General features: G+C 63.8%; 5 protein-coding genes. 4 read left to right on the forward strand and 1 reads right to left on the reverse strand.

What is annotated here, in order from left to right:
- The first annotated feature begins 887 nt into the window (after nt 1-887).
- Nucleotides 888-2,024, forward strand: a complete 1,137-nt coding sequence (locus IVA82_RS35095) for a hypothetical protein (RefSeq protein ID WP_247387243.1) — start codon at nt 888-890, stop codon at nt 2,022-2,024.
- Nucleotides 1,990-2,367 (forward strand): glycosyltransferase, encoded by a 378-nt coding sequence (locus IVA82_RS35100; RefSeq protein ID WP_247387244.1) that lies wholly within the window; start codon nt 1,990-1,992, stop codon nt 2,365-2,367. Before IVA82_RS35095 ends, IVA82_RS35100 begins: the two co-directional genes overlap by 35 nt.
- A 272-nt stretch (nt 2,368-2,639) precedes the next feature.
- Here IVA82_RS35100 and IVA82_RS35105 read toward each other — a convergent pair whose 3' ends face one another.
- On the reverse strand, nt 2,640-3,599 hold the full coding sequence (locus IVA82_RS35105; protein WP_247387245.1) for a LysR family transcriptional regulator: 960 nt from the start codon (nt 3,597-3,599) through the stop codon (nt 2,640-2,642).
- A 99-nt stretch (nt 3,600-3,698) separates the two neighbouring features.
- Here IVA82_RS35105 and IVA82_RS35110 point away from each other — a divergent pair, with 99 nt between their 5' ends.
- Both IVA82_RS35110 and IVA82_RS35115 read left to right on the forward strand, forming a co-directional pair.
- Nucleotides 3,699-4,880, forward strand: coding sequence for an MFS transporter (locus IVA82_RS35110; RefSeq protein ID WP_247387246.1), 1,182 nt, complete (start codon nt 3,699-3,701; stop codon nt 4,878-4,880).
- Nucleotides 4,881-4,969: 89 nt separating this feature from the next.
- Entirely contained in the window at nt 4,970-6,580 is a 1,611-nt protein-coding gene (locus IVA82_RS35115; RefSeq protein WP_247387247.1) for an amidase family protein, read from the forward strand.
- Nucleotides 6,581-6,888: the final 308 nt, after the last annotated feature.

Here is a 6,888-nt window from a genome sequence, read left to right on the forward strand (position 1 = left end):
GGGGCGCGCCTTCGAGTGCGTCAAGACAGATGAGATGGCGTCCCGACCTGCTTGATCCTCGCGCCGTGCTCGGGGCCGTCAAGGCGCAGCCTGGCAGCGATCGAGCAAGCCGTCAGAACAGCACGACGGCCGGCCTTGACGGCCCTTGCGCGCGGCGCGTCTGCGCGCGCAGGCCGGGACGAAGGAACGACCGCCAGGCACGAACAAAGGAACAGTGCGAAGTGAGGAGCTATCGATGACGTAACCAACATCCCTTACCCGCCGAGGTCTGCGAGAGGATGAGACGACGATGGAGAATCGGTCTTCCCGGCGCATGCGAACACTGGTGACCCGAATGGCCCCTTCGAGGCCTGTCCGCTAATCAGCTCGAATGCGCGCTGATATCCATGATGGCCCGGAGCACAACACGCTCCAATCAGAGGCCGGATACATTGATGCAAGACCGCATCTGCCAGGTTGACGAAACCTCTTGCAACGCGCGGCCGGACCATACATTTTGGGTCAGGAGCGCCGCAACACTGCTCATTTGAGGCTTGGGTTCGTGATTCTGGAACATTGGTCGATACCCGATGTTCTCCACCGAAACAGAAATAGCTCGACCTCGGTCCGCCTCTTACGTGGCAGCTGGGGCCGCCCTCTGGCGTGGAATAAAACTGACTGCCGCGGCTTGGGTTCCGCAGTGGGCTGCAAGATCAACGCTGAGCGCGATCTCGATCGGCTACTACCGACTGTTCTGCGGGATTCCCGTCCCATGATCACAACCTCGATACGAATCAGAAATGTGCGCTTGGAGCAAAAAAAGCCGAGACGATCCCGGTATCGGGCAGTCGGCCCGTAACGCACGTGAGACGTGGGGCGCAACGCCGAAGCAATCCGGTAACTCTATCATGGCGCATCTGATCGAATCGCGACATCACGTTTCGCTCGATGACTATGAGAGCATTGCGCATCTTAGCATGGCGGTGCGGGAGCTGCGTCAGGAGGCGGAGAGCCTGCGTCCTACGCTGAGGGGACACCGGGTGTGGATGGTGAGCAGCACCAGTCGCGGCGGCGGCGTGGCCGAGTTGCTGCCGCCGCTCCTCGCGTTGCTGCGTGAACTTGGTGTCGACGCCAATTGGCTGGTGATGAAGACCGATGATCAGGAGTTCTTTCGGCTGACCAAGCGGGTACATAACCTGATCCATGGCCATGGGGATGCAAACCTTGGAGAAGCGGAGCGCGAGCTCTACGACAAAGTCAGTCACGATACTGCGGAAGCGGTTGCGCGCCACATCTCGTCGGGGGACGTACTCGTTGTCCACGACCCTCAGCCGTTGGGCGCGGGTGCGATCCTCAGAAAAAGGATGGACATAGCGGCGATCTGGCGGTGCCATATCGGCCTTGATCGGAAAACACCTGAGACCCGCGCGGCGTGGACCTTCCTTGACGCATGCGCATCCGCCTACGATCAGGCTGTGTTCACGGCCCCAGAATACATTCCCGGCTGCCTCACCGGACGGGCAACGATCATACATCCGGCCATCGACCCGCTCACCCATAAGAACCGGGATCTATCGGTCCACAAGCTTGTCGGCATCCTTGTCAACGGCGCCCTGATCCGTCCGCCCGGTCCGATGCTAACGCCGCCATTCCCCAAACCAGCGGAACGGCTCCAGCGCGACGGGAGCTGGGCGCCTGCTATAGAGCCGGAGGATATCGGACTTCTCTATCGTCCGATCGTAACCCAGATCTCGCGCTGGGATCGATTGAAGGGCTTTCTCCCGCTGATGAACGGTTTCGTGAGCCTGAAGCGCGATCTGGAGAACAAAACTGGCCTGGGCGAGCGGCATCGACACTCAGTGCAATTGGCTCGCCTGGTCTTAGCAGGTCCCGATCCCGCATCGGTCGAGGACGATCCGGAGGGCAAGGAGGTGCTGGCCCAAACTCTGCAACGCCTATGTGGGCTTAGAGCCAAAATTCCAAGACGACATCGCGATCATCTTGCTGCCTATGAACTCGGCGAAGCACAACGCGCTGCTCGTTAATGCGCTTCAGCGCTGTTCGGACATCGTGGCGCAGAACTCATTGCAAGAGGGGTTCGGGTTGACCGCGACGGAAGCTATGTGGAAGCACGCGGCTGTCTTGGGATCGAATGCCGCAGGGCTCCGGCAGCAGATACGTTCCGACTTGGATGGATGTCTGGTAACGAATCCGGAGGATCCGCACGAGATCGCGACCACGCTTGATGCATTGCTGAGAGATCCCTGGAAGCGCGACATGCTCGGCCGGCGTGCTCAGCAACGTGTTCATGATGAATTTCTGATTTTTACGCAGGTCCGACGTTGGCTTGTCCTGATCGCGAACACGATCAAGACGCGATGGCCGTGAGAGGAGCGCTGGTTCCGGATGGTCTCCCTGGACAGCTTTTTGATCTTTTCGTCATTCGTCGAAGCTCTTGGCGCATCAGGATCGCGTCCGAATGATGAGGAGGCATCGAGCAGAGGAACTGGTTGGCTTGTCGATGACGGTCCAGTGGACGGGACAGGCTTTGTCGAAGGCGAACTCCCACTTTCGGAGGTAGTTCAAACGGTGGATTTTGGTCTACAAAGGTCGAAAATGCATGATCTTTCAATGGGGATTGACTGATACGCTGTCCGCCATCAGCCTGATCCCACCACCCTCCACCTCCCATCGCCCGCCCGCTTCAGCGCCGGGTCGCTGACCCGCACATGCTCTGCCAGAAAATCGATGAACGCGCGGACGCGCGCGGGGAGGGGTGCGCTGTGGCCGACATAGACGGCGTGGATGTCTTCGCGGTCGCCGGGATTGTAACTCTGGAGAACCGGCACGAGACGGCCGGCTTCGATGTCGGGGCCGATGTGGAAGAGGGCGAGGCGGGCGAGGCCGACGCCGCCGAGGGTGAGGCGGCGGGCGGCTTCGCCGTCGCTGGCCCGGGCGGCAGGCGGCGGTGCGGCTTCCTCGGTGCGCTCGCCGCGCTTGAACGGCCAGGCGCGGATCGAGCGCGGAAAGGTCCAGCCGATGCCGCGGTGATCGGAAAGATCCGCCGGCGTCCTCGGCGTGCCGAAGCGGGTCAGATAATCCGGCGCGCCGACCACGACCATGCGGCTGGTGCCGAGTTTTCGCGCGACAAGGCGTGAGGCTCGCAAGGGGCCGACACGGATGGCGACGTCGGCGCGCTCCTGCATCAGGTCGATCAGCGTGTCGGTCAGCACGAGATCGAGCGTGACGTCGGGATGTTGTTCCAGGAAGCGCGGGATCAGCGGCATAACATGCAGCATGCCGAAGGGAATGTTGCTGTTGACCGTGAGGCGGCCGCGCGGCGCAGCGCCTGAGGCGGCCTCGCGCTCAGCCTCCTCCATCTCGGCGAGGATGCGCACGGCGTGCTGGTAAAAGGCCTGGCCTTCTTCCGTCAGCGTGAGCTTGCGGGTGGTGCGGTTGATCAGCCGCGTGCCGAGCCGCACCTCCAGCCGCGAGATCAGCTTGCTCACCCCCGACGGCGTCAAGCGCAGTTTTCGCGCAGCCTGGGTGAAGCCGCCGAGGTCGACGACGCCGACAAAAACTTCCATCTCAGCGGAACGGTTGGTGTCGAAACGGGCCATGTTGAATTCACGTCACAAATGATTGGATTGCGGACATCCTAATGGTTTTGCCGCGCGGCTTCTATCTGCGCGGCTCCTGCCCATTCATCGGAGCCATGCATGCCTGCCGCCGTCCTCGCCCTCACTGCCGGTGCCTTCGGCATCGGCACCACCGAATTCATCATCATGGGCCTGCTGCTTCAGGTCGCCGCCGACATGCATGTCTCCGTGCCGGTCGCAGGCTTCTTGATCTCCGGCTATGCGCTCGGCGTGTTCGTCGGTGCCCCGGTGCTGACCTTGGCCACACGTAGAATGCCGCGCAAGACGGTGCTGCTGGCGCTGATGGCAATCTTTACCATCGGCAATGCGGCTTGTGCGCTGGCGCCGAACTACGAATTGTTGATGGCGGCGCGAGTACTGACCTCGCTCGCCCACGGCACCTTTTTCGGTGTCGGCTCGGTTGTGGCAACCAGTCTCGTTGCCGAGGACAAGCGGGCCTCCGCGATATCGACCATGTTCATTGGTCTCACGGTCGCAACCCTGCTCGGCGTGCCGTTCGGCGCCTGGTTCGGCCTGATGCTGGGCTGGCGCGCGGCGTTCTGGGCGGTGACGGTGATCGGCGTGGTCGCCTTTGCGGTGGTCGCGGCGCTGGTGCCTGGCCATGTCGGCAACGGCGACAAGCCGATCTCGCTCGCCGAGGAAGTCTCGGTGCTCGGCCGTCCGCAGGTTCTGCTCGGCCTTGCCATGACCGTGTTCGGCTTCGCCGGCCTGTTCGTCGTGATCACCTACGTCCAGCCGATCCTGACGCGCTTCACCGGCTTTTCGGAAGCGGCGGTCTCGCCGATCCTGCTGGTGTTCGGCGTTGGCCTTGCGATCGGCAATGTGGCTGGCGGCAAGCTCGCCGATCGCGGGCTCGCGCGCGCGCTGATCGGCACGCTCGCCGCGCTTGCCACCGTGCTGCTTGGTCTTGCCGCCGTGCTGTCGATCAAGCTCCTCGCCATTGCGCTCATCCTGCTGCTTGGCATCGCCGCGTTCGCAACGGTCGCGCCGCTCCAGCTTCGCGTGCTGGAAGCGGCCGGCTCCAGCGGCCGGACGCTCGCCTCGAGCCTCAACATCGCCGCGTTCAATCTCGGCAACGCGGTTGGCGCCTGGGCGGGCGGTCTCACGATCGACCGCGGGCTCGGCCTCTCCGCACTGCCGCTGGTCGCGGCGGGGATTACGGCGGTCGGCCTCGTGCTGGCGCTGTGGAGCCTCCGGCTTGACCGCACGCAGGCCGCAGTCGCGGCATGCCCCGCCGAGTAAGAAGCATGACAACGCCCCATGCAGAAACGCGTCTGTACACGGTGACGCGCTGTCCGTAACTTCGCCGCGCAATTTCAGGAGAATGCGACGTGGCGAAGAAGGCGGCGACCAAGAAGAAAAGCGCTTCGAAACAAGTAGCGAAGACGTCGAGCAGGACGAGCGCCGCCCGCAAGGGCGCCGTTGCCAAGGCAGCGAAGAAGACAGGCAGGAAGGCGGCGAAGAAGACGGTCAAAGGGATCGGAAAGCAGTCCTCACCACGCAAACCGACCGCGGCGCGCCGCCCGAAGGGGCCGGCATGGCAATGGTCGGCGGTGGAGACCGCGGCAGCGATCCGCGCCGGCGCAATCTCTGCGGTCGAGACCGTCGAAGCGCATCTGGATCGGATGCGCGCCGTCAATCCCCAACTGAGTGCGGTCGTCGTCGATCTCGGCGAGGAAGCGTTGAAGGCTGCGCATGCGGCCGACAAGCAGCGCGCCAAGGGCGGCGAGCTTGGTTTGTTGCACGGCGTTCCCATCACCATCAAGGAGAACGTCGACTACGAAGGCCGGCCCAATTTCAACGGCGTTCCTTCCAACAAGGACCTCGTCGCGCCGTCAGACGCACCGGTGGTGCGCAACCTGAAGAAAGCCGGCGCGATCGTCCTCGGCCTCACCAATACGCCGGAATTCTCCTTTCGCGGCTTCACCGACAATCCGCTGCACGGGCTGACGCTCAATCCCTGGGATCCGAACATCACCTGCGGCGGCTCCTCGGGCGGCGCAGGCTCGGCGGTCGCCGCCGGCATCGGCACCATCGCGCATGGCAACGACATCGGCGGCTCGCTGCGCTGGCCGGCGCATTGCAACGGCGTTGCCACCATCAAGCCGACGCAGGGGCGCATTCCCGCCTTCAACGGAAGCGCTACCGCGGAGCGGCCGATGCTGGCGCATCTGATGTCGGCGCAGGGGCCGCTCGCCCGCCACGTCGGTGACGTTCGCCTCGCGCTGGAGGTGATGAGCCAGCGTGATCCGCGCGACCCCTGGTGGGTGCCGGCGCCGCTGGTCGGGCCGAAGCCGAAGCGGCCGATCAAGGTCGCGCTCGCCAAGATCCCCGAGGACATGGATGTGGATCCGCAGGTCGCCGCGGCGCTGCGCCAAGCCGCCGATCATCTCGAGCGGTCCGGTTATCGCGTCAGCGAGGTCGATGTGCCCGACATCAACGGCGTCTGGCAGACCTGGTGCGACATCATCACCAACGAGACGGTGGTGATGCTGGAAGCCGGCATGCTGAAGGTGACTTCGGAAGACTTCCACAAGGCGTGGAACGGCATGAAGGCCAAGGCGAGCGTGCTCGATCTTCCCGCCTGGATGCGCGCCACCGCCGCGCGCAGCGGCCATATCCGTGCCTGGCAATTATTCTTCGAGGAGTATCCGGTCGTGCTGGCGCCGACCACGGTGAAGCCGACGCCGGGCCCGCGCGAGGACACAATCAGCGCCGAGCGCGTCCGCGAGATCTTCTGGGGCGAGATCCGCTTCATCTCCGCGATCAACGTACTGGGCCTGCCTGGCGCGGTGGTGCCGGTGGCCTTGCACGACGGCAAGCCGATCGGTGTGCAGCTCATCGCCGGCCGCTATCGCGAGGACCTCGCACTCGATGCAGCGGCCGCGATCGAGAAGCGTGCCGGCGTGCTCACGCATCGTCTGTGGGAGATGATGGAGTAGATGATTTTCCCTCTCCCCTCGTGGGAGAGGGTGGCTCGCCGCGCAGCGGCGAGACGGGTGAGGGGTTGTCTCCGGGAATGAACGTCTCGCGGTGAATGCGAGGATAGAACCCCTCATCCGGCGGCATGGCCGATGCAAGGCATCGGCGTGCTTAGAACGGCGGCCGAAGGCCCCTATGCCACCTTCTTCCACAAGGGGAGAAGGGACGGAGAGCCGGCTCCGGAAATCTGCACAGGACGTTAAGTGGAGTTTCTGCCTGACGACGGGCACGATAGGCCCGCGAATCAGGAGAGACGATGAGCAGACGA

This window comes from Bradyrhizobium sp. 142, assembly GCF_023074015.1.
In the GTDB taxonomy this organism is placed as follows: Bacteria; Pseudomonadota; Alphaproteobacteria; order Rhizobiales; family Xanthobacteraceae; genus Bradyrhizobium.

Excerpts from the sequence above, each read along its gene's own strand:
- IVA82_RS35095 (WP_247387243.1), top strand. The coding sequence starts at position 888 with ATGGCGCATCTGATCGAATCGCGACATCACGTTTCGCTCGATGACTAT.
- IVA82_RS35100 (WP_247387244.1), top strand. The coding sequence starts at position 1,990 with ATGAACTCGGCGAAGCACAACGCGCTGCTCGTTAATGCGCTTCAGCGC.
- IVA82_RS35105 (WP_247387245.1), bottom strand. The coding sequence starts at position 3,599 with ATGGCCCGTTTCGACACCAACCGTTCCGCTGAGATGGAAGTTTTTGTC.
- IVA82_RS35110 (WP_247387246.1), top strand. The coding sequence starts at position 3,699 with ATGCCTGCCGCCGTCCTCGCCCTCACTGCCGGTGCCTTCGGCATCGGC.